Annotated in this window: 16 protein-coding genes; 9 read left to right on the forward strand and 7 right to left on the reverse strand. The window is 70.2% G+C overall.

The window, feature by feature from the left end:
• Positions 1-41: 41 nt before the first annotated feature.
• The 3 genes from OV090_RS46535 to OV090_RS46545 are packed head-to-tail and all read right to left on the reverse strand — an operon-like array spanning position 42 to position 3,723.
• Positions 42-1,100 carry a ChuX/HutX family heme-like substrate-binding protein gene (locus OV090_RS46535; protein WP_267711506.1) on the reverse strand — a complete coding sequence of 353 codons (1,059 nt, stop codon included), beginning with the start codon at positions 1,098-1,100 and terminating at the stop codon, positions 42-44.
• Between the two features lie 38 nt (positions 1,101-1,138).
• Positions 1,139-1,756, reverse strand: coding sequence for an HmuY family protein (locus OV090_RS46540; RefSeq protein ID WP_267711507.1), 618 nt, complete (start codon positions 1,754-1,756; stop codon positions 1,139-1,141).
• Complete coding sequence (locus tag OV090_RS46545; RefSeq protein WP_267711508.1) at positions 1,753-3,723, reverse strand: TonB-dependent receptor; 1,971 nt, start codon at positions 3,721-3,723, stop codon at positions 1,753-1,755. Before OV090_RS46545 ends, OV090_RS46540 begins: the two co-directional genes overlap by 4 nt.
• 137 nt (positions 3,724-3,860) lie before the next feature.
• Between OV090_RS46545 and OV090_RS46550 the strand changes: the two genes are divergently transcribed.
• From OV090_RS46550 to OV090_RS46575, 6 genes are all read left to right on the forward strand, one after another.
• Positions 3,861-4,325 carry a hypothetical protein gene (locus tag OV090_RS46550; protein ID WP_267711510.1) on the forward strand — a complete coding sequence of 155 codons (465 nt, stop codon included), beginning with the start codon at positions 3,861-3,863 and terminating at the stop codon, positions 4,323-4,325.
• Positions 4,307-4,798: a DUF2306 domain-containing protein gene (locus tag OV090_RS46555; protein WP_267711512.1), complete on the forward strand. Its 492-nt coding sequence runs from the start codon at positions 4,307-4,309 to the stop codon at positions 4,796-4,798. Before OV090_RS46550 ends, OV090_RS46555 begins: the two co-directional genes overlap by 19 nt.
• Before the next feature lie 73 nt (positions 4,799-4,871).
• Positions 4,872-5,654: an ATP-binding cassette domain-containing protein gene (locus OV090_RS46560; RefSeq protein ID WP_267711513.1), complete on the forward strand. Its 783-nt coding sequence runs from the start codon at positions 4,872-4,874 to the stop codon at positions 5,652-5,654.
• Between the two features lie 202 nt (positions 5,655-5,856).
• Positions 5,857-7,374, forward strand: a complete 1,518-nt coding sequence (locus OV090_RS46565; RefSeq protein ID WP_267711514.1) for an ABC transporter permease/substrate-binding protein — start codon at positions 5,857-5,859, stop codon at positions 7,372-7,374.
• 142 nt (positions 7,375-7,516) lie between these two features.
• Positions 7,517-8,569, forward strand: a complete 1,053-nt coding sequence (locus OV090_RS46570) for a hypothetical protein (protein ID WP_267711515.1) — start codon at positions 7,517-7,519, stop codon at positions 8,567-8,569.
• Between the two features lie 50 nt (positions 8,570-8,619).
• On the forward strand, positions 8,620-9,570 hold the full coding sequence (locus tag OV090_RS46575) for a hypothetical protein (protein WP_267711516.1): 951 nt from the start codon (positions 8,620-8,622) through the stop codon (positions 9,568-9,570).
• 110 nt (positions 9,571-9,680) lie between these two features.
• Here OV090_RS46575 and OV090_RS46580 read toward each other — a convergent pair whose 3' ends face one another.
• Positions 9,681-10,478, reverse strand: a complete 798-nt coding sequence (locus tag OV090_RS46580; protein ID WP_267711517.1) for an MmcQ/YjbR family DNA-binding protein — start codon at positions 10,476-10,478, stop codon at positions 9,681-9,683.
• 96 nt (positions 10,479-10,574) lie between these two features.
• On the opposite strand from OV090_RS46580, the gene OV090_RS46585 reads away from it, so the two are divergent.
• Positions 10,575-11,201: a DUF1295 domain-containing protein gene (locus OV090_RS46585; protein WP_267711518.1), complete on the forward strand. Its 627-nt coding sequence runs from the start codon at positions 10,575-10,577 to the stop codon at positions 11,199-11,201.
• 108 nt (positions 11,202-11,309) lie between these two features.
• Here the strand turns inward: OV090_RS46585 and OV090_RS46590 are convergent, their stop codons facing one another.
• The 3 genes from OV090_RS46590 to proB all read right to left on the reverse strand — a co-directional run bounded on the left by OV090_RS46590 (position 11,310) and on the right by proB (position 16,484).
• Entirely contained in the window at positions 11,310-12,812 is a 1,503-nt protein-coding gene (locus tag OV090_RS46590) for a cytochrome-c peroxidase (protein WP_267711521.1), read from the reverse strand.
• A gap of 1,112 nt (positions 12,813-13,924) precedes the next feature.
• Positions 13,925-15,262 (reverse strand): glutamate-5-semialdehyde dehydrogenase, encoded by a 1,338-nt coding sequence (locus OV090_RS46595; protein ID WP_267711522.1) that lies wholly within the window; start codon positions 15,260-15,262, stop codon positions 13,925-13,927.
• Between the two features lie 58 nt (positions 15,263-15,320).
• A complete protein-coding gene (gene proB, locus OV090_RS46600; protein WP_267711523.1) occupies positions 15,321-16,484 on the reverse strand; it encodes a glutamate 5-kinase in 1,164 nt (387 codons plus the stop codon).
• Positions 16,485-17,911: 1,427 nt separating this feature from the next.
• Here proB and OV090_RS46605 point away from each other — a divergent pair.
• Together OV090_RS46605 and OV090_RS46610 are read left to right on the forward strand one after the other, a co-directional pair.
• A complete protein-coding gene (locus OV090_RS46605) occupies positions 17,912-21,103 on the forward strand; it encodes a TonB-dependent receptor (RefSeq protein ID WP_267711524.1) in 3,192 nt (1,063 codons plus the stop codon).
• Positions 21,104-21,118: 15 nt separating this feature from the next.
• Positions 21,119-21,958 (forward strand): hypothetical protein, encoded by an 840-nt coding sequence (locus OV090_RS46610; protein ID WP_267711525.1) that lies wholly within the window; start codon positions 21,119-21,121, stop codon positions 21,956-21,958.
• The last annotated feature ends 16 nt before the right edge of the window (positions 21,959-21,974 follow it).

Raw genomic sequence — 21,974 nt, forward strand, 5'->3', positions numbered from 1 at the left:
GGCGGCGGACGCGCGGCGCTCCGCCGCACCGGGCATGACCTTCAGGACATGTCCGAAGGTGCCTGCAGCGTGCTCAGCAGTTCGCGCCAGGCGGGCAGCTCGGGGCGGCCGGGTTTGCGCTCGCCGAACAGCAGGGCGATGTTGTCGCCCTGGGCGTCGAACAGCTCGAGCGAGGTGACCACGCCGTCGTCGGTCGGCTTGTCGACGACGAAGGCGCGGGCGACCTGGTCGCGGCGCAGGTGCAGGTTGAAGCCCGGGTCGAGGACGTTGATCCACGGGCCCATGGGCACGATCTTGCGCACCGGGCCGGTGTGGATCTGGATGCACCCGGGGTTGCCGACGAAGATCATGATCGGCAGCTCGCTGGCGGCCGCGGCGTTCAGGATCGTGTCGATGCTGTCGTTAGCCACCGGGCGGACGAAGCCCTCGGGGGCGAGGCGCATCGCCTGCAGGCGCGACACGCCGTGCTTGCGCAGCAGGCCGAAGAACTCGTGGGTGTCGCGCAGGCCACGCCAACCGGCCTGAAGCGCGGCGACGTCGATCTCCGCGTCGGGCGTATCCGCCTTGCGGGCCGGCCGCGGGGTCAGCTGGATCGTCGGCCGCTGGTCCTCCGCGCGGAAGATGTCGACCAGCATGCGGTACTCGGCCAGCTCGGTCTTCTCCTTCGCATAGACCTTGTGGACGGCGTCGCCGTGGGCGTCGAAGAAGTGCAGGCTCTGCTTGCCGTCCTCGTCGACCGCGAACCCGTGGGCCCACTTGGACAGGAAGATCCGCAGGTCGATCGGGCCCTCGGCGGCGTGGACGATCCCGTGCGGGCCCGAGATCTCGGGCTCGGTGTACTCGCCGATCTTCTCGTGGACGGCGCTCTCGTTGCGGGTCAGGGCCATGACCTCGCCGAGCAGCGGCAGCCGGCGCAGGATGGCCGGCCAGTCGTCGACGAGGCGGATCGTGGTGGTGCCGCACTCGGTCGCGCGCAGCTCGGCCTCGCTGACGCCGAGGCGGGCCGCGGCGTCGCGGATCCGCAGCTTCGGCTCGCTGTCGCGGAGGTCACGCCAGGCGTGGGCGAGGGAGGTCGAGGGGGTCTGGGTGGCAGGTTGCATGGCGAGTCCGTCGCAGGCTGTCGGAGTATGGATCGGGTTCACGCGGCGGGCAGCGCGGCCCAGCGGAAGCTGACGTACCCGGGGGTGCCGGCCTCGTCGTAGAAGCCCAGCATCTCGAGCTTGTAGTGATTGCCCTCGGGCGTGCGGACGACGTACACGCGGTCGGCCTTGGGCGCGAGGGTGTGGTCCATGATGTTGTAGTCGAACCAGTTGTCGAAGGCGTAGCCGGGTTCGACGTTGGCCATCTCGCCGCCGGTGCCGGGGCCCTGGGCGTCGTCGCTGATCCAGCCGTCGGTCGGCACGGCCGTGACCGCCTCGAAGCTGGTGCCGTCGAGGATCGCCACCTCGACGCCGCCCTTGCCCGAGGTGCCGCCGTTCGACTTGACGTTGAAGCGCAGCGCCGCGAGGTCCCACACCTGGTCGTCGGCGAAGTCGGCGGGCTCGACGTTGCCCTTCGACTCGAAGTCGAAGTAGGTCCACGCCTCCTCGCTGGTCGAGTCGATGACCGACTCGTAGCTGCCGTCGCCGAGGTCCTCGGTGACGACGGGGCCGTCGGTCGGCAGCTCGTCGCCGTCGCTCGTGTCGGACGACGAGCTCTCGGTGCAGGCGGGGAGGAAGGCGGCGAGCGCCAGGCTGAGCAGCAGGGGGCGGGTCATGGCTTACGTGTCCTTTTGGGCAGGTCGGTGCGGAGCCGGGCCGAGATCCCGCCGTAGAACAGGCGGGGTACGAGCGGCAAATAGGCGGCGTCGCCGGCGTTGAGAAGGTTGTCGACGCCGGCGAAGAAGGTGAGCTTGCCGCCGAGGATGTCCTGGGCGACGCGCAGGTCGACGTTGGCGTACGGCGCCACGCGCAGCGGCTCCTCGACGCCGTCGCCGTCGTTGTCGGCGTAATAGAACTGCTTGCCGAACACCGCGGCGCGGACCTGAGCCGAGGTGCCCCAGCTCGGGTGCTTCCAGCGCAGGCGGGCGCTCGAGTGGTGCGCCGGTCGCCCGGGCAGGCGCCGCTTGAGCTCGAGATCGCGGGCGTCGGTGAACGTGTAGCTGACCTCGGCGTCGATCACGTCGGTGAACTTGATCGCCAGCGCAGTCTCGACGCCCTGGCTGCGGGCGGCGCCGACGTTGATGTACTGGAAGGCGTTGTCGGAGCCGAGCATCAGGGTGGTCGCGTCGAGGGCGATCAGGTCCTTGAGCCGGTGGTGGAAGTAATCGAGGGTGAGGGTGCGGCCAGGGGAGATCCGCCAGGCCACGCCGGCGGTGGCGCTGCGCGCAGTCTCGGCCTTGAGGTCGGGGTTGCCGGCGACGCGGTAGCCGGCGGCCGGGTTGGCGAAGGCGAGGTAGAGCTCGCGGAAGGCCGGGGCGCGGAAGCCGAGGCCGGCGCTGGCCCGCAGCGTGAGGCGCTCGGCCGGGTCGATGCGGAAGGCCAGGCGCGGCGAGCCGTAGCCGCCGAACTGCGAGTCGAGGTCGAGGCGCGCGCCGGGGACGATGATGACGAGCGGCTTGAGGGCGACCTTCCACTCGTCCTGGGCGTAGAGCGCGAACCGCTGGCGGTCGGACGATTCGGTGGCGAGCCGCGGGGTCGAGAGGTACTCGAGCTGGGTCTCGATGCCGGCGCTGAACAAATGCCGGCCGGCGATCATATGATCATACTGGGCGCCGAGCTGGCCGAGAGTGTCCTTGGTGCGCTGGGCCTGGTCGAGCGCGTTCGACTTGCGCTGGTCGAGGACGTAATGGTCGTCGAAATAAGCGAGGTGAGCGACGAGCCGCAGCCGCGCCGGCGCGGACCAGGTGATCTCGGGGATGAAGCTGACGGACGCGGTCTGGGTCAGGTTGCTGCGGTCGAAGATCGCGCCGGCGGCGTTGCTGTCGACGCCGTGGAGGTCGCGCCGCTGAAAGTCGGCGGTGAGGCCGAGGTTGACGTCGCGGCGCACGCGGAACTCGGTCCGCTGCGAGGCGTTGAAGGAATGGCCGGCGTTGCCGGTGGTCGACGGGGTGCTGCGGTCGCGGTCGAAGCCGGCGGTGTAGTGCCAGCCGCCGCTCCAGCGGGTGCTCCAGCGCCCGCGCGCGCCGCCGATGGTGGTGCTGAGGTCGGAGGTGTGGAAGCTGCCGTAGCGGGCCCGCGCGTCGAGCTCGAGCTTCCGCGACGCCCGTCGCGTGATGATGTTGATGACGCCGGCGATCGCGTCGGCGCCGTACAGCGAGCTGCCCGGCCCCTTGACGATCTCGACCTGGGCGATGTCCTCGGCCGGGAAGCGCGCGAGGTCGATGACGCCGCCGACCCTGCCCGTCGCTCGCTGGCCGTCGATCAGGATCAGCACGTACTTGGCGTCGAGGCCCTGCATCTGGATCCCGACCCCGCCGGCACCCGCGAAGCTGCGCAAGATCTGGAGGCCGGGCTGCTCCTCGAGGATGCCCGCCAGGCTCTCCGCACCCGAGGCCTCGATCGCGGCGCGGTCGACCACCCGCGTCGAGACCGCGACGTCGCCGATCGCCTGCTCGGTCCGCGCCGAGGTCACCACGACCGTCTTGGTCTCCTTCGGCGGCCGCACGTCAGGCCGCCGCTCGCGGCGCGGCGGGGCCGCGTGAACGGTGGTCGCGGAGGTCGCAGTGGTCGCGGTCAGCAGCATGGCGAGGAGCAGCGGCGCCGATGGAAATTGAAAACTGATTTCAAATTGATCGACAGCCGCGCCTAAGGCGTCAAGAGCGCGCGCCGTGATGTTTCTCCGCATTGAAAATCATTATCATTTGAGGGAAGAACCACCACGTGGCCGGAGACGCGGCGACGCAGTCGGGGGCGCGCTGGGAACGGGGCTTCGTGCTCAGCCTGGCCGGGCTCATGCTGGTGGTGCCACCCATCGTACGCGAGCTTTATCCCTTCTCGCTGCCGTCGATGTTCTCGCGGGCGATCGACCGGCTGGCGGTCTACGAGGCGAAGGATCCGCGCGGAGCGCCGGTGCCGCTGGAGCGCCTGCGCCTGCACGTCCCGGAGTGGCACGACCCGCCCGTGCGCACGCTCGGCCGCGCGGGCTACGGCCGCAAGAAGCCGGCCAGCGCGCACGTGCTCGGCGAGGTCGCCAGCGCGGCCGAGGTGCAGCGCGCGGTCCGCTGGGCCCTGCGCCGCGACCCGTCGCTGCCGGCGTCGGTGACCGTGACGCAGACAGTGCTCGGCCGCGGTGACGACGGCGCGCTGGCGGTGCTGTCGCGCGCGGAGTGGACGATCGCGCGGTGAGGGCCCAGGCGAGATCCATCGACTTAGAGACATGTCTTTTAAAACATGTCTCTTGGGGCACGCCGGAGGGTGCTGCCGAGCGCATTGGCCGGCTCCACGTCGCCTATCACTCGCCCTTCGGGCCGCTCGCCGGCGCCAGCAGCCTGGTGCTCGCGCCGCTGTGGCTGACGGTCACCGCGATCGGCGTGGTCCAGATCCGGCAGCGCCGCGTCGCGGACCACCGGCGGTGGATGATCCGCAGCTTCGCGCTGACGATGTCGATCGTGATCAACCGCCTCGTCGGCGTGCCGATCTTCGTCGCCCTGTACCTGCTGCTCGGCACGAGCGACGAGCAGACGCTGCAGCGGATCGGCGCGCCGATCGTGGCCTGGTCGAGCTGGATCCTCGCGGTCGTGCTGGTCGAGCGCTGCCTGCGGCGCGAGTCGGCCGGGCCGCCGCAGAGCGAGAAGCTCGCCGAACCGCCGCCCGGCTGAGACGCGGCTGGCGAGCGCGCGCGCAGCCGCGGTATATTTTTAAGAAGGACGTGCGAACCGGAGCGACAGGGGCGTGAGCGAGACGCCGATGATCGCGCTGGAACAGGTCCGCAAGACCTACGGGGCGGTGACGGCGATCGCCGACGTCTCGCTCGAGGTGGCCGAGGGCGAGCTGCTGGTGCTGCTCGGCGGCTCGGGCTCGGGCAAGACGACCGCGCTCAAGACGATCAACCGCCTGGTCGAGCCGACGTCGGGCCGCGTGTCGGTGGCCGGCGAAGACGTGCGGACGCTGCCGGGGCCGCTGCTGCGCCGCCGCGTGGGCTACGTGTTCCAGCGCCTGGGGCTGTTCCCGCACATGACCGTGGCGGAGAACATCGGCGTGACGCCGTCGCTGCTCGGGTGGCCCCGCGCGCGGATCGACGCACGCGTCGACGAGCTGCTGGCCATGGTGGAGCTCGACCCGGCGGAGTTCCGCGAGCGCGATCCGGCGGCCCTGTCCGGCGGGCAGGCGCAGCGCGTGGCGGTCGCGCGGGCGCTGGCCGCCGAGCCGCGGGTGATGCTGCTCGACGAGCCGTTCGGCGCGCTCGACCCGCGCACGCGCGGGCACCTGCAGGCGGCGTTGATGAACATCCGCGCGCGGCTCGGCCTGACGATCGTGTTCGTGACGCACGACGTGGTCGAGGCGCTGCTGCTCGGCGACCGGATCGCGGTGATGCGCGCCGGCCGGGTGGTGCAGGTCGGCAGCGGCCGCGAGCTGGCCCATACGCCAGCCGACGCGGAGGTGCGCGCGCTGCTGACCGAACCGCTCGAGCTGGCCGCGGCGGCCCGGGCCCGCTTGCTGGCGGAGGCGCCGTGAAGCACTGGATTTTTCTCTGGCCGGCACGAGCTCCGGACGGCTCGCAGCCGCGGCGCGGCGCTACGTGGTCCTGTGATTCGCCATCGCCAGGGCAGATTCATCGGCAATACCAGGCCGCAACGGCTGCGGAGGAAGAGCGCCACGATTCGCCCGCGCTGCGTCGCGCCCAATGGCCACACTATTCAAAACCTGCGGAGGCGCGATGAACGAGCTGCTGCCGACCCTGCCGGACTACGCGGCGGCGCACCTGCAGCTCAGCCTGGTCGCGCTGCTCGCCGGCGTGCTCGTCAGCGTGCCGCTGGGGATCTGGGCCTCGCGCCACCCGCGGGCGGCGCGGCCGGTGCTGGCCGTGGCGAGCGCGCTGCAGACGGTGCCGAGCCTGGCCCTGCTGGCGTTCATGGTCCCGGCATTGGCGGCAGTCGGGGCGCCGAGCATCGGCTGGTTGCCGGCGGCGCTCGGGCTGTTCGTGTACAGCTTGCTGCCGATCTTGCACAACACCGCGGTCGGCATGGCGACGATCGACGCGTCGATCCTCGAGGCCGCCGACGGCGTCGGCATGACGGCAGGTGAACGGCTGCGCCGGGTCGAGCTGCCGCTGGCGCTGCCGGTGATCCTCGCCGGCATCCGCACCGCCGCGGTCTGGACTGTCGGCACTGCCACGCTGGCGACACCGGTCGGCGCCAGGAGCCTCGGCTACTACATCTTCGGCGGGCTGCAGACCCGCAACTACGCCGCGATCCTGCTCGGCTGCGCGGCCGCGGCGGCGCTAGCGTTGCTGCTCGACGCGCTCGTCGGCCTGCTCGAGCGCGGCGTCCGCCGGCGCCGGCGCGGCCTGGTCCGCGCCGGGGCGCTCGGGCTGCTGGCGCTCGCGCTCGCGGCCTCGCTGCCGCCGCTCCTCGGCCTGCTGCGCGCCGAAGCCCGACCGCTGGTGGTCGGCGCCAAGCCCTTCACCGAGCAGTACGTGCTGAGCCGGATCGTCGCCGGCCAACTCGAGCGCGCCACCGCCACGCCGACGACCACCCTCGAGTCGCTCGGCTCGACTGTGGTGTTCGACGGCCTGCGCAGCGGCGAGATCGACGTCTACGTCGATTACGTCGGCACCTTGCGCGCGATGCTCCTCGGGCGCACCGACCGGGCCGCCTCGCGTGCCGCGGCCCTGGCGGAGGTCCGCGAGGCGCTGGCCCGCGACGGGGTGACTGTCGCCGCGACGCTTGGTTTTGAAAACACCTACGTGCTGGCGTTGCCGCGCGCCCAGGCCGAGGCGCTCGGGCTGGCGCGGATCGGCGACCTCGCGGGCCACGCCCCGGGCTGGACGATCGGCGGCGACTACGAGCTGTTCCACCGCCCCGAGTGGCAGGCGCTCACTACTACCTACGGGCTGCGGTTCGCCGAGCAGCGCAGCATGGACCCGTCCCTGCTGTACGAGGCGGCCCGCACCGGCGAGGTGCAGGTGATCGCGGCCTACTCGACCGACGGCCGGCTCGACGCCTACGACCTGACGCCTCTGGTCGACGACCGCGCCGCGCTGCCGCCCTACGACGCGCTGGTGCTCGCCGGTCCCCGCCTCGTCGCCGAGCACCCCGCCGCGCTGGCCGCCCTGCAGGCGCTGGCTGGGCGCATCGACGCGGCCGCGATGCGGCGCATGAACGCGGCAGTCGACCGTGACGGCCAGTCCCCGGCCGCCGTCGCGGACGCGTTCCTCGCCGAGCTGGCGCAGTGACACCGGAGTAAACCTGTCCCTCAAAACAGGTCGCCATCCGTGGGGTGAACCAAACGACAATGCGCGTTTTTGCGCATATATCCCACCTTAACTAACCGTCGTTTTATTTCTTTTGCAATTTTTAACCGGATAAAATGCCGGAATGATGAGTTTGAGCGTTCTTCGCGACGCCGCCCGCTCCCGCCTCCCGCCTCCCGCCTACGCTCGCCCGGCATGCCTCTCAGGTCATGTCCTTAAAAACATATCCCATGGGACATACCTCGCCCTCGCGTGGCTGATCCTGGTCGGCTGCACCTCGCGACCCGTCGACTCCGACACCAGCGCCACCGAGACCGACGACTCCGCCAGCGACACGCTCGGCACCACGTCGGCGCCCGGCACCACCACGACGACCACGAGCGCGACGACGCCGAGCCCGACCAGCGGCCCGGGCGACGACGTCACCTCGACGACCACCGGCGTCGACCCGTCGGGCACGGACAGCGACACCGCGGACTTCATCGCGCCGAGCGACGGCGGCGGCATCGGCGTCGAATGCGACCAGTGGGTTCAGGACTGTCCCGAAGGCCAGAAGTGCAACGCCTACTCGGGCGACGGCGACTTCTCGTGGGAGAGCCTCAAGTGCGTCGACGTGGTGCCCGACCCCGACGGGCTGTACGAGCCGTGCGAGGTGTTCGGCTCGGCGGTCAGCGGCGAGGACAGCTGCGACGTGGGCCTCATGTGCTGGGACGTGGTCGACGGCGAGGGCACGTGCATCGCCTACTGCACCGGAAGCCCCGACAAGCCGAGCTGCGCCGACCCGGACGCGTCCTGCATCCTCAACGCCGAGGGCGTGATCACCCTGTGCCTGCCGAAATGCGACCCGCTGCAACAGGACTGCCCGGACGGGGACGTGTGCATCCCGAACCACATCGACTCGTTCGGGTTCATCTGCGTCGTCGACGCCAGCCAGGACGAGGGTCAGGCGCTCGACCCGTGCGAGTACGCCAACGCGTGCGACCCCGGCCTCTACTGCCTGGCCCCGCAGCTGGCCAGCGAGTGCGACCCGCAGTTCATCGGCTGCTGCCTGCCGTTCTGCGACACCTCGCTGCCGAACACCTGCCCCGGCCAGGGCCAGGAGTGCCTGTCGTGGTGGGGGGACGAACCTCCCGCGCCCGGGCTCGAGAACCTCGGCGTGTGCGGCCTGCCCATGTGAACATGTCCCTTCGTACATGTTACGAATTTTAAAAACAGAGGACATCTGCCATGTCGCCCCGTCCGCTCCCGCTCCTCCTCCTCGCCGCCTGCGCCCTGCGCCCGCCCGGCGACTACCAGACGACCGAGACCACCACCGACACCTCGGCGGCCGCGACCACCGTGGGCGACGGCGCGACCACCGTCCCCGAGCCGGCCACCAGCAGCACGACGTCGCCGCCGCTGCCGACCACCATGGGCCCGTCACCGACCGGCGGCACGGACACCTCCGCCTCCGCCGGCGACGACACGGGCGCGACGTTCCTCGTGCCGTTCGACGAGCCCGGGCCCGGCTGCGATCCGTGGACCGAGGATTGCCCCCCGGGCGAGAAGTGCATGCCGTACGCGAGCGACGGCGGCAATGCGTGGAACAACACCAAGTGCTCCCCGATCGCGCCGAACCCCGCCGGCGTCGGCGAACCGTGCCAGCCGACCGGCGCCTGGACCAGCGGCGAGGACACCTGCGACAAGCACATGATGTGCTGGCCCGGAGATATCGACGAGCTCACGGGCACCTGCGTCGCCTTCTGCGACGGCTCGCCGGAAGCGCCGTCGTGTGCGCCGCCGAAGACCACCTGCCACGTGTCCGGCTCCAGCGTGCTTCTGCTGTGCCTGCCGATGTGCGACCCGATCTTGCAAGACTGTCCGGGCGGCCACCTGTGCCTCGCCGGGTCGAACCCCGTGGACGGCTTCATCTGTGTCATCGACGCCAGCGGCGAGGAAGGCCAGGCGTTCGACCCGTGCCAGTACATCAACGCCTGCGACCCCGGCCTCTTCTGCACGCTGCCAGAGCTGGCGACCGAGTGCGACCCGATCCAGGACGGCTGCTGCCTGCCGGTCTGCGACCTGAACGCGCCGAACACCTGCCCCGGCGCGGGTCAGGAGTGTCTCCCCTGGTCCGAAGAGGGCCAGGCGACGCCGGGCTTCGAGCACGTGGGCATCTGCGGCCTGCCGATGCCTTGAGGCCGTGAACTTTTATATGTCCGAAGGGACATGTCCACGCATGGACGACGCCGCGGCGTGGATGCGGCCGTTTTCGAAACATGTCTTCGAGGACATGTCGGAGGCCGGAATCAACCGCGTCGCTTCGCCGCCTTCTTCGCGGCCCCCGCCTGCTTCGCGGCGCCCTGCTTCGCTGCCGCCTTCTTCGCCCCCGCACCGGCCTTGGCCGCCCTCGCCGCGGGAACGGTCTCCTTCGCGGTTGCGCCCTTCTTCGCTCCCGCCTTCGCGAGGGCGGGCTCCTTCACGGTTGTGCCCTTCTTCGTCCCGGCCTTCTTCGCGGGGATGAGCTCCTTCGCGGCTGCGCCCTTCTTCACCCCGGCCTTCTTCGCGGTGGCGGGCTCCTTCGCGGTCGCGCCCTTCTTCGCCCCCGCTTTCTTTGCGGGGACGGGCGCGGCCGCGGCCTTCTTCGCCCGGGCCTTCGCCCCGCGCTCCGAACCTTCCCCTTCGGCCATGCCCTTACGCCCAGGTCCATTCGCACCTGTCTTTTTAAACATGCCCTTCGGGCCACCCGGCTCGACCAGCGCCGACAGCTTCTTCGGCGCCACCGCGCGGTAGCTCTCCTCCAGCCACTCCGCGAGCAGCCCGATCGGCAGCGGCGCGCCCGTCGGAAAGCTCGCGGTCACCCAGCCGCTCTTGCCCAGCCCGTAGCCGGTCGGCGACGCGAACGGCAGCAGCAGCGCCGCGCCGTGCGACGCCGGCAGCTTGACCGACAGCGTCAGCGTGCCGCCCTCGCCGCCCATGAACAGGAACGCCTTGCCACCGACCTTCACGGCAGTGTGGCCCCACGGGAACTCCTCGACCGTCTGGGGATACGCGAGCGCCAGCGCCCGCACCTGCTCCGCCCCGGCTCCGACCGCTTGCTTCGTCATGATCGCCTCGCGCGCGTTTTCACCCCTGAGGTCTCACGCGCCGCGCACCCTGTCAAGCGCCCGCAATTCGCTACCATCCGCGGCGAACGGTCCGCCATGCGCCCGAAGCACAAGTTTTACATCGACACCCACAAGGGCGCCAACGCCCTCGCCGTCCTGGCCCTCATCGCCGGGTACGACGCCTGGCACAACGAGACCGCGTGGCTCTACCTCGCCCTGCACGGCACCTACGGCCTCTTGTGGATCTGGAAGAGCCTCCGCTTCCCCGACAAGCAATGGGAGCAGGAGGTCACCCTCGGCTACGGCCTCTTGACGTGGTTCACGCTCACGCTCTACTGGGTCGGCCCGTGGATCATCGTCCGCGACGACCTCCACGCCGCGCCGTGGCTGCTCGCGCTGTGCGTGGCGATGTGGGGCGTCGGCGTGTTCCTCCACTTCGGCGCCGACATGCAGAAGCACATGCACCTGAAGCTCGCGCCCGGCACCCTGCTCACCGACGGCCTGTGGGCGCGCTCGCGCAACCCCAACTACCTCGGCGAGCTGCTCATCTACGCCGGCTTCTGCCTGCTCTCGCGCCACTGGGCGCCGATGCTCGTGCTCGGCGCCATGTTCTTCGGCGTGTGGCTGCCCAACATGCTGAAGAAGGACGCCTCGCTGGCCCGCTACCCCGAGTTCGCCGCCTGGAAGGCGCGCACCAGCCTCATCATTCCCGGCCTGCTGTGACCGCCGAGCCCGGCGACTGCTATCATTCGCCGCAACCCGCGAATGCGAACACCGGGCCGCCCTCACGGTCGGCCCGGTCCATGAAAACCGCCCGCGTCCGCGCGCCGCTTACGGATCGACCGGCAGCCCGCTCGGCACGCTGGCGGGGATCAGGTGCGAGAAGTCGGCCCCGTTGTCGTCGCTGAGCGCGTGCAGGAACTGCACCAGGTTGTCGAGCGCCAGCGGCCCGCCGATGTTCACGGTGTAGAGCAGCGGGTCGACGCCGGCGGCGATGATCGCCTGCCGGTTCTCGAGGAACTGCGAGTGCATCGCCACCTCGTCCACGCTCTCGGTGATGTCGTAGCCGAGCAGCGACAGCACCGGCAGGCGGTAGTGGCGGAGGAAGTCCTTGATGTCGTTGTAATGGCTCTGCCGGCCCCACGGCCCGGTCAGCATCACGTTGCGCAGCGGCGGCGTGCGCCACGCGTACTTGTCGGCCGGGTTACCGCTCAGCCGCATGCGCCCGTAATCGTCGAGCCCGCCCGGCCCGTCGCCGCCCGGCACAGTGTCGCCCGGCCCGAACTGCGGCTGCAGCGTCTTGTGAAAGTCTTCGTCGGTGAACGCGTTGCCCGCGTGACACGACGTGCAATTGCCGAGGCCGGGGTCGAGGAAGCGGCGCGCGCCCGCCAGCTGCTGCAGCGTCAGCGCGTCGTCGTCGCCGGGGGTGACGGCGCCGGTGGTCGGGTCGAAGCGGCCGACGAACCGGTCCCACGGCGTATCGTCGGAGAAGAACGCGCGGAACTCGTAGGCCGCGATCGCGTTGCCGGCGTAGGCGAAGTGCATGTCCTCGAAGTCCACCCCCGGATAGGCGGCCTCGAACATCTCGACGTACTCGGGGATCGAGCCGAGGCGCCCCATCATCTTCCCCCAGGCGCACAGCATCAACCCGAACGGCGGGTCGTCCTGCGGGCATTCGCTGGTGAAGTCGTTGTCGCCGGGGAAGCCGAGCATCTCCTGGTCGGTCACCTCCGGCATCATCGCCTGCCCCGCCGCCGCCTTCATGTCGGGGTCGAAGGCGTCGTCCTGCCACGCGAGTGGGATGAACGGCCCGCCGAGCGGATACACGTAGCCGTCGGCGGCGAGCGGGACCTTGTGGTCGACCGCCAGGCCCTTCTGCAGCTTGTGCAGGTTCCACAGCGGCTGCGTCGTGCGCCCGCCCACGGCCGCGCCGACCCGCTGCGGCCCGATCCCGACCCCGTAGACCCCGCGGTTCATCGTCAGCCGATCGGTGGTGCCGAGCCGCGGGTGGTGACACGTCGAGCACGACACGTCGCGGTTGCCGCTCAAGATCTTGTCGTAAAAGAGCGCCTCGCCGAGCTCGAACAGCTCGTCCGACACCGGCGGCGGCGGCTCGAGCGGCTCGATCCCGTTCTCCTCGATCAGGTCGCGCACCTCCGCGACCAGCAGCTTCTTCAGCAACGCGCTCGGCGTCAGCCCGCTGCGCGGCTCGTCGGCGTCGTCCAGCTCGACGTCGGCCACCACCCCCGCCGGTTCGGACACGTCCTCCACGTCGCACGCGAAAGCAGTGACCATCGACACCCCCCAGACCGCCACAACACGATGCTTCAGCATGACACTCCCCAAGCAGATTCGGTCGCGTCGACCCATTCCCGCAGGCCGACGCGCCGAGGTTCTCGTCCGACAATGTGCCACCCGCACGCGAGGAGACCCCCCCGCGCGACCTCACGCGTCACGACTCACGATTCATCGCACACCCTCGCAGCGGCCGCCTCCGCCCCGTCCCCCCGCTCGCGCGAGCCCCCGCGGCCGCTTGTGAGATCGACTCCTCAGCATCTCACGATGACCCCTCCCCGTCAAGGCACGCCCCCCGCAGTGCTCACAATATTTAATCTACTTAAAAAAGGGGCGAGTCCTTACCGCGAGTCCTTACCGCCAGTCCTTACCGCCAGTCCCTTCCCGAGACCCCTTCATGCCGCCTTCTATTAAATCCTTCACCCGAACTTTTATGTAATCTACGGCCGCTCGCGCATTGCCTACATTGCCCCTGATAGTCCGCTCGCTCGCTCGCCCGTCCGCGAGTTCGCCGACCACCCTCGTGACGTCCATTCGCTGCCCACGGGGCTCGCCCGCGGCCGCGGCGGTGCTGCGTCGTCCGGGCCGGCGAGGCCTGGCTTCGGATGGACGTCCCCATCCGCTCGCCTGCTCTCGTTCGGGCGCGTCTTCATGTCATGTTCAGGCACGACACTGCTTGTATTCGTGACGCGACCTGTGTTTCGCTCGCACCCGTCGGATGCACGATCCACAAATGATGGCATGACGTCCGGCCTGGACCGTCACCCGCGCCTCACCGTCTCTGGCAACGTCGCATTGGCGTCCCGAATCGCCGAACGGATCTCGAAAAAATCACTCCGCCCACTCGGCTCACCGGCGTGAGCCGTCGCCTCCTCACTTCCGGCGTCCGTGCCGGTCCCAGGCTCGATTCTCGCCCCCGCCGCGACGCGAGCCGCTGCGCTGGCCCTCCGGCGCACATCCGCACCCCACATCGTTTCGCCGGCAGCTTGTCTCGCGCCTGACGGCCGCGCCACTCGCGTCGCTCAGGTATCATCGTTATCCCCGCGGCATCGCCCGCGAACGACGTTCGACTCGCATGACGGGCCCGTCACTTTGCGATCGCGCGACCCGCGTTCCGCATCGCCTGAGCGGCCTCGGCCGCGCTGTCGGACTCAGGGCTCGAGGTCGCTATGCGTGAAGCGTCGCTTGCCGGGGCCGTAATCGGAGGCCACCTGACCGTGGCCGCGCAGCAGCCAGCGGTAGGTCAGCAGGCCTTCGGCGCCGACCGGCCCGCGAGCATGCAGTTTACCGGTCGAGATACCGACCTCCGCGCCGAGCCCGAAGCGATAGCCGTCGGCGAAGCGGGTGCTCGCGTTCCAGAACACGTCGGCGGCGTCGACCGCCGCGAGGAACCTCTCGGCTGCTGCCGGGTCGGCCGCCACGATCGCCTCGGTGTGCTTCGACCCGTATCGGTCGATGTGGGCGAGCGCGTCCGCTTCGTCGTCGACGTGCCGGATCGCCAGCACCAGCGCCCCGTACTCGTGGCCCCAATCCTGCTCGCTCGCGGCCGCCAGCTCGGGGTGACGCGCGCGGGTCCGATCGCACCCGCGCAGCTCCACCCCGCGCTCGCGCAGCGCCGCCACGCAGGCGCCCAGCGCCGCCTCGGCCCCGCCCGTCCACAGCAGCGCCTCGATCGCGTTGCAGGCCGCCGGATAGCCGCACTTCGCGTCGACCGCGATCGTCGCCGCCATCGTCGGCTCGGCCGACGCGTGCAAGAAGAGGTGGCACACGCCCTCGGCGTGGCCCATCACCGCGATCCGGGTGCTGCGCTGCACGTGGCGCACGAACTCGTGCCCGCCGCGGGCGATCACCAGGTCGAGCACGCCGTCGAGCGCCAGCATCGCCGTGATGTCCTCGCGCTGCTCGAGCAACGTGATCGCCGCCGGCGCGACCCCGTGGCGCTGCAGCGCTCGCTGCATCAATTCGACCAGCGCGCGGTTGCTCTCGCGCGCCTCGCTGCCGCCTTTCAACAGCGCCGCGTTGCCGCTCTTCAGGCACAGCCCGCCGATCTGCGGCGCCGCGTCGGGCCGGGCCTCGAACACCACCCCGACCAGCCCCAGCGGGCACGGCACCTGCTCGAGCACCAGGCCGTCGTCGAGCTCGCGGCGCAGGCGAGGCCGACCGAGCAGCTCCGGCATCGCTGCCAGCTGACCGAGCCCGTCGGCCACGCTGTCGAGCTTGGCGGCGTCGAGGCCGAGCCGCTTGAGCCGCGCCGGGTCGAGCTCGCCCGCCGCCGCGGCCGCCTTGGCCGCCGCCACGTCGCGCGCGTTGGCGGCCAGCAGGCGCTCGCGCTCGGCCGGGTCGGCGAGCGCCGCCGCCACGTCGCGCAGCAGCGCCGCGCGGGCCGGCCCGGTCAGCGCCGCCAGCTGGCGCCCGGCCGCGCGGGCCGCCAGCGCCAGTCCGCGCACTCGCTCTTCCGTCTGTCCCTCGTGACCTGTCGCCTGCGTCATGTCCTATCGACCCTGTTCTGGGGAACATGCCCCGATCGACCTGTCCTCTCGGTCATCCTCAGACCTCGGACAGCGCCAGGTTGTCGCGCCCGACCACCGCGTCGTAGCCGCAGAACCCGAGGATGCTGGCGATCTCGCTGCTGTGGCGGCCGACCAGCCGGCGGCACTCCTCGGACGAGTAGTTGACGAGCCCGCGCCCGTGCACGCGCCCGCTGCCGTCGCGCAGCTCCACCAGCTCGCCGCGGGCGAACTCGCCGTCGACGCGCACGAGGCCGATCGGCAGCAGCGAGGCCTTGCGCTCGCGCAGCGCCGCGATCGCCCCCTCGTTGACGATGAGGCCGCCGCGCGCCGGCCCGCCCGAGGCGATCTGGCGCCGGTGGGCCGAGCGCCGCTGGGCCGGCGGCACGTAGGTCCCGCGGTCCTCGCCGCCGAGCGCCGCCACCAGCGCGCCGGGCAGGTGCCCGCTGGTGATCAGCACGCCGATGCCGGCCTTGCTCGCCAGTCGCGCCGCCTCGAGCTTGCTCGTCATCCCGCCGGTGCCGCCGGCCGACGTCCCGGCGGTGCGCGCGAGCGCCTCCTCGCTCACGTCGGCGAGCTCGCCGATCCGCCGCGCCTCGGGGTCGGTGCGCGGGTTGGCGGTGTAGAGCCCGTCGACGTCGGTCAAGATGACCAACAGGTCAGCGTCGATCGCCACTGCCACGCGGGCCGACAAGCCGTCGTTGTCGCCGAACTCGAGCCCCGGCCCGGCCGCACCTTGGTTGCGGCGGTACTCGATCAGCTCGCGCACGCTGACGCTGTCGTTCTCGTTGAGGATCGGCACCACCCCGAGCTCGAGCAGGCGCATCAGCGTGGTGCGCACGCACAGGGCGCGGTCGCGGTCGGCCAGGTCCTCCTGGATCAGCAACACCTGGGCCGCCTTGACCCCGAGCTGGCCGAACAGCTGGGTGTAGAGCGCCATCAAGTGACCCTGCCCGACCGCCGCGCAGGCCTGGCGCAGCCCCAGCGAATCGGGCCGCTGGTTCAAGCCGAGCACCCGCTGGCCCATCCCGACCGCGCCGCTGCTGACCACGATCACCTCGCGGCCCTGGCGGTGCAGGTCGCACGCCGCCTCGACCAGGCTCGACAGCCGCCCGAGCGCCAGGCCGGCCTCCGGATGGGTCACGACCCCGGTCCCGAGCTTGATCACGATTCGCCGCGCCGCGGCCACGTCCCGACGATTCATCGCACCGCCCTCTCGCGCCTCGCGCCTACGCCGACAATGATCATAGCTCCGGCGCGGCCCACGAGGCGCTGTCCCGTCATCGCCGGCGGACGGTACCACAGCGGACGCACCCCCGGCCACCGGCGACCGCGAGCGCGCGACGCAACTCACGGCAGTGCACGCCCGTCGCGCCGCCCCACGAGTCGGAGCGCGCCTCGACTCGCCGGCTCGCCCCGCGAAATTGCCGAAAATTCCCCCCTCTCCGCGCGCGTTCGTGCCGCTCGCCTTCGGGCTCGCCGGCGGTAGCAGGCCCGGCACCGGGGCGTCACGGACGCCGCCCTCGACCGGCCGCGGCGCCGGCGAAGCGCACCACGCCCCGCCGGTGGTGACGAGACGAGCGGCGACACCGGCACCCTCCTCGAGACCCCTGTCGAGTCGAGCGACCTTACAAACGCAGTATCATCATTCCACTCCCTCGATGAATCACACGAGCTGCTCTCGCCGTCACGCCTCGCGCCCGACGCTCACCTCCGTCCGACGTCCGCCCCCACGCGACCTGCTGCCTTCTCAATCAAGGGTCGCCCGCCGACGCCGCTCCGTCCCCCGAAGCCACCTGTCACCGATCGCTCGTTCCGCCGCCTCGTCCCCCTGCCGCCGATCCACATCACCAGGTCGTCCGCCGACGTCGTCCGCGTCGACGCCCAGCGGCCACTGCGCAGACCGCTTCGCGCATCCGCAAGGACCGCGGCCGAGCCGAGCGGCGCGACCTCAGTGATCGCGGCCTCACCTGGGCTCCGGCCCGGAGCGGACCGCCCGGGCCCACGCCCCCGCCACGCCTGTTTTTGGGCCCCGGAGCCGCCGGAACGGCGCCCCTGCTCGGCGAGCCTGCGCTGGCGGATCGCCGCGCCGGGCATCGGGGCTGTCCGATCGACCTCGATAGTGACACCGAGCAGGCGAACGGCGGAGCCCGCTGGCCTCCTGACAGCCCGCAATGGTGGCGGGAACGCGAGGCCCCGGGGCCTGCGGCTCGCTGTTCCCTGCACATACAATCCCTGCACAGAGATTTCCCTGCACATGCAATCAGCCTGTACATTGAGCAGTGCTGTCAGACGTGTGACAGGCGTCATTACCCGTTGAAATTTGTGTTAGCTACTTCACAATACAACAACGTAAACCCAGCCCATTCCCGCCGATTGTAAGACCCAAAGCCGCCCGCCTGGGGTTTCACAGTTTGTGTTGACATGCAGCGGACGGGCAGGCTATGTGCGTGCGTGACCACCGACTTGGGTGTACGTACAAGCGTAGCCTCTCGATAACACTGTCAACCGCAGCCACGGGCCCCCATCGGGTCCGCGCCGGTGACGTTTGAATTTCGCGGCCGAATCGCGGCTAACCCGGGGCAAGAGGGCAAAATGCGCAGGAGTGCTTGGATCACCATTTTAGGTGCCGTGGCTGCACAGGCGGCGGTCGTTTCGACGGCCCAGGCCGGCCCGAGCGATGCGGTGCTCGTCGGCGTCGTCCGCGACGCGAGCACGGGCGAGGGCATCGAGGGGGCGCTCGTCATCGTCACGGGCGAGAAGATCCAGGGCGAGCGCACGATGACGACCAACGTCAGCGGCCTCTACCGTATTCCCAACTTGCCGCCCGGCACCTACGACGTGACCGTGTTCGCCAAGGACTACGGCGCGGGCAACAAGCGGACGGGCCTGCAGCTGCGCGCCGGCGTCACGATCCGCGTCGACGTCTCGCTGGTTCGTTCGGGCGCGCGCGAGGTCATCGAGGTCTCGGTGCCGGCGCCGACGGTCGACGTCGGCAGCAGCGCCACCGGTCTATCGGTCGACCGCGAGATGGCGCAGCGGGTGCCGATCGCCATTCCGACCGGCAAGGGCGCCGCCAATCGTTCGTTCGAGGCCATCGCCGAGGCGACCCCGGGCGCCCGCAACGACACTTACGGTACGAGCATCGCCGGCACCACCTCGCCGGAGAACAAGTACTACGTCGACGGCCTGTCGGTGAACGACCCCGGCTTCGGCCTCAACGGCACCGGGCTTTCGATGGAGTTCCTCGAAGAGGTACGCATCGAGGCCGGCGGATACATGCCGGAGCACGGGCGGTCGACCGGCGGTGTCATCAACGCGGTCACCAAGAGCGGCTCCAATCAGTTCCATGGCAACGTCTGGGCCTACTACACCCCGGGCCAGCTCGAGGGCCGGCGCGAGATCGCCCGCCGCGAGGGTGACGCGATCGTCACCGAGCGCAACCTCAACTGGATCGGCGACGCCGGCTTCGACCTCGGCGGGCGCCTCATCAAGGACAAGCTGTGGTTCTACGGCGGCGTCAGCATCGCCCGCACCGTCTATGACCTGACCAGTTCGTGGAACCGCGTCGCCCTCGACCCCGGCGGCAACGCGCTGATCGACCCCGAGACCAAGTTCACGGTCACCGAACGCATCGCCGGCACCACCCAGCGCTTCAAGGCCCAGGGCACCACGGTCCAGGCGATCGGCAAGCTGACCTACTCGCCGAACAAGCGCAACACGCTCGAGCTGCTGGCGATCTACGCCCCGAGCCTGTCGGGCGGCAACGGCACCTTCGGCATGAACGCCCAGACGGGCCAGCCCGAGGTCTTGAACCTCGTCGGCGACTACGGCGCGCTGGCCCGCAAGTACCGCGACAACTCCACCGACCTGCAGTTCAAGTGGAACTGGCGCGACGACGAGGGCAAGTGGAACTTCGACACGATCCTCGGCTGGCACCATCAGCTCAACCAGCGCAACGCCGTCGACGGCAGCCGCGTCGGCGACACCACCGGCCTGGCCGGCACGCCGAGCGTCGTCTATCGCCAGACCAATAACTTCTACGGCGCCGACGGCTCGCTGCTCGAGCCCGGCATGCCCGGCTACCGCGAGGTCCACTCGCTCACCGACCTCACGCCCATGCCGTCGGGCGCCCCCGCGGGCGCGTGCGACCCGATGATGTACGGCTACACGGACCCGACGACGATGGACGCCCAGACGCGCTCCGTCATCTGTCCGATCCGCCAGTGGACCTCGGGCGGCCCCGGCCTCCTCTACGACCGCCGGCTCGACCGCCTGCAGGCGCGCGAGATCGTCACCCGCCTGGCCCGCGGCGCCGGTCACCACGTCATCAAGTTCGGCGTCGACTTCGAGTACACGCAGTACAACAGCAACCGCGGCTACAGCGGCAACCAGATCTACCGCGAGTCGACGAACGGCACCAACTTCGCCGACTTCCGCATGTACTCGTTCCTCAGCGGGCCGGACGATGCCAACGTCATCCGCAACCTGAACTGGAACGTCATGTCGACCACGATCGGCGGCTTCATTCAGGACAGCTGGTCGATCATGGACAAGGTCACGCTGAACGCGGGCCTCCGCTACGACGCCCAGCACTTGTTCAGCGGCGACCGCTCTCTGGCGATGGCCCTGCCGAACCAGTTCTCGCCGCGCGTCGGCCTGATCTGGGACCCGACCTACAGCGGCAAGGCCAAGCTGTTCGTCAACTACGCCCGCTTCTACCAGAGCGTCCCGCTCAACCTGGCCGACCGCGCCGGCACCGGCGAGCCCGGCTTGCAGTCGTTCCACAACGCAGTCGGTCCCGGCGCGTGCAACGACCCGCTGGCCCCCGGCGCCAACGAGCCCGGCGGCGCCTGTACGACCGACGCCAACCGCATCCCGATCGGCGGCCCCGCCGATCCCGATCAGCGGTGGGCGCTCGCCAGCGCCGGCAAGACCCCGATCGACCCGCGGCTCAAGCCGCAGTCGAGCGACGAGATCGTCGCCGGCGGCGAGTACGAGATCATCACCGACACCCGCCTCGGCGTGCAGTACACCCACCGCTGGCTGCACCGCGCGATCGAGGACATGAGCCGCGACGAGGCGGCCACCTACTTCATCGGCAACCCCGGCTACGGCGTCGCCAAGGACTTCCCCAAGGCCAAGCGCGTCTACGACGCCGCGACCCTGTTCATCGAGAAGCGGTTCGCCAAGCACTGGATGATCACCGGCAGCTACACCCTGTCGTGGCTGCGCGGCAACCTCGCCGGCCTGTTCCGTCCGGAGACCGGCCAGCTCGACCCGAACACCACCTCCGACTTCGACCTGATCTCGCTGCTCGAGAACCGGTCCGGCTACCTGCCCGGCGACACCCGCCACTCCTTCAAGATCTTCGCCGCCGGCGAGATCGTGCTCGGCAACGGCCAGTTCCTGCGGCTCGGCGGCGCGTTCCGGGCCCGTTCGGGCGGCCCCACCAACTTCCTGGCCTCGCACGTCCTCTACGGCTTCGACGAGTCGTTCATCCTCCCGCGCGGCACCGGCGAGCGCCTGCCGTGGAACTTCTCGATCGACCCGACCATCGGCTACACTAAGATCCTGCGCAAGGACCTGCGCCTCACCATCTCGATGGACGTGTTCAACGTCGCCAACTTCCAGCAGATCCTGGCCATCGACGAGCGCTACACCTTCGACGAGGTCAACCCGATCAAGGGCGGCACCTCCGCAGATCTGGCGAACGCCACCACCACCGGCGGCACCCCGATCACGGTCAACCCGAACTTCGGCAACCCGACCCTCTACCAGCAGCCGCGGCAGTTCCGCTTCGGCGTCCGCCTGTCCTTCTGAGCGATGAGGTCTTCGATGCAGCCCAGCAAGCGCCCGTTCCTCCGCGCCCTCGTCCCCGGCGCGCTCCTCCTCGTCGCCGGAAGCAGCTGCAAGCAGCCGACGATGAACTGCACCACCGCGCACCTCTATTACGCGGCCAAATACGAGCTCACCTCGGGCAACCCGGATTCGCCGTGCGCCCAGCAGAAGGGCGACATCCTCGGCATGCAGACGTACTTCGCGACCGGCGGCATCAACGGCACCGCGAAGTTCGACGAGCCGACGGCGGCGATCCGTCCGCAGTACGCCGGCCTCCTGGTCGTCGAGGCCCAGGAGTACCCCGTCGAGGTGCCCGGCTTCACCGGCGAGAAGGGCGTCGAGCACTGGCCCAACGCGGTCGGCGACTTCGAGAGCGGCTTCCCCGACGGCGAGGACCTGTGTCACGTCCCCGAGCTCGTGTCCAAGTTCACCCGCCCCGAGCTGCCGGCGATCGCCGACGACCCGATGACCCCCGACGTCGACGAGACGGCCGAAGCCACCCCGCCGGTCGCCGTATCGTACGAGTGGACCGACGCCCGCTGGCTCAACACCCCGGACGCCCAGGGCACGCAATTCGAGGCCAACCTCAAGTTCACCCAGGACGACTGCACCGCCGAATTCCACGTGGTCGCCGTCTCGCCCGCCGTCCTCTGTGTCACCGACGACGACTGCACCCTCACCGGCAACGGCATCAACCCGGACTTCGCGGTCGAGTGCGACAACAGCATCGACGACCCGCTGAACCCGGACGTCGCCGACGACCCCATGACGCCCGAGGACGAGACCGTCGACTTCGGCCTGTGCATCCTCGCCAAGCCGATCCCCTCCTACGAATAGCGAACGCGGAGCGACC

The sequence above is a fragment of the Nannocystis sp. RBIL2 genome (assembly GCF_026626745.1).
Lineage (GTDB): Bacteria > Myxococcota_A > Polyangia > Nannocystales > Nannocystaceae > Nannocystis.